Genomic DNA, 291 nt, shown 5'->3' with positions numbered 1-291 from the left:
GCGGCTTAGGTTGTTGTGGAACTGGCTTCTGAAACGGAAACTGCGGCTTAGGTTGTTGTGGAACTGGCTTCTGAAACAGAAACTGCTGGTTAGTTAGCTGTTGAACTGGTTTCTGAGGTGGAAACTGCTGGTTAGTTAGCTGTTGAACTGGCTTCTGGAGCTGAAACTGCTGGTCAGTTTGCTGGATCATCAGAGCTTGAGCATTCTGAAGCGATTGACTCCACTGTGGGACAGCATGACAGAAAGCACAGACCACCAAAATCTGAGCCAAACACCAACTTCCAGATCGGA

Annotated in this window: 1 protein-coding gene; it reads right to left on the bottom strand. The window is 48.5% G+C overall.

The window, feature by feature from the left end; all coding sequences use genetic code 11:
• The coding region (locus DK870_RS29510; RefSeq protein WP_218580685.1) for a hypothetical protein at positions 1–271 on the bottom strand (271 nt) is incomplete at its 3' end.
• Positions 272–291: the final 20 nt, after the last annotated feature.

The sequence above is a fragment of the Pseudomonas sp. Q1 genome, from assembly GCF_009935975.1.
GTDB classification, from domain to species: Bacteria; Pseudomonadota; Gammaproteobacteria; order Pseudomonadales; family Pseudomonadaceae; genus Aquipseudomonas; species Aquipseudomonas palleroniana.
The sequence above is the reverse complement of the archived record's forward strand: the minus strand, read 5'-3'. Positions and strand labels throughout refer to the sequence as shown.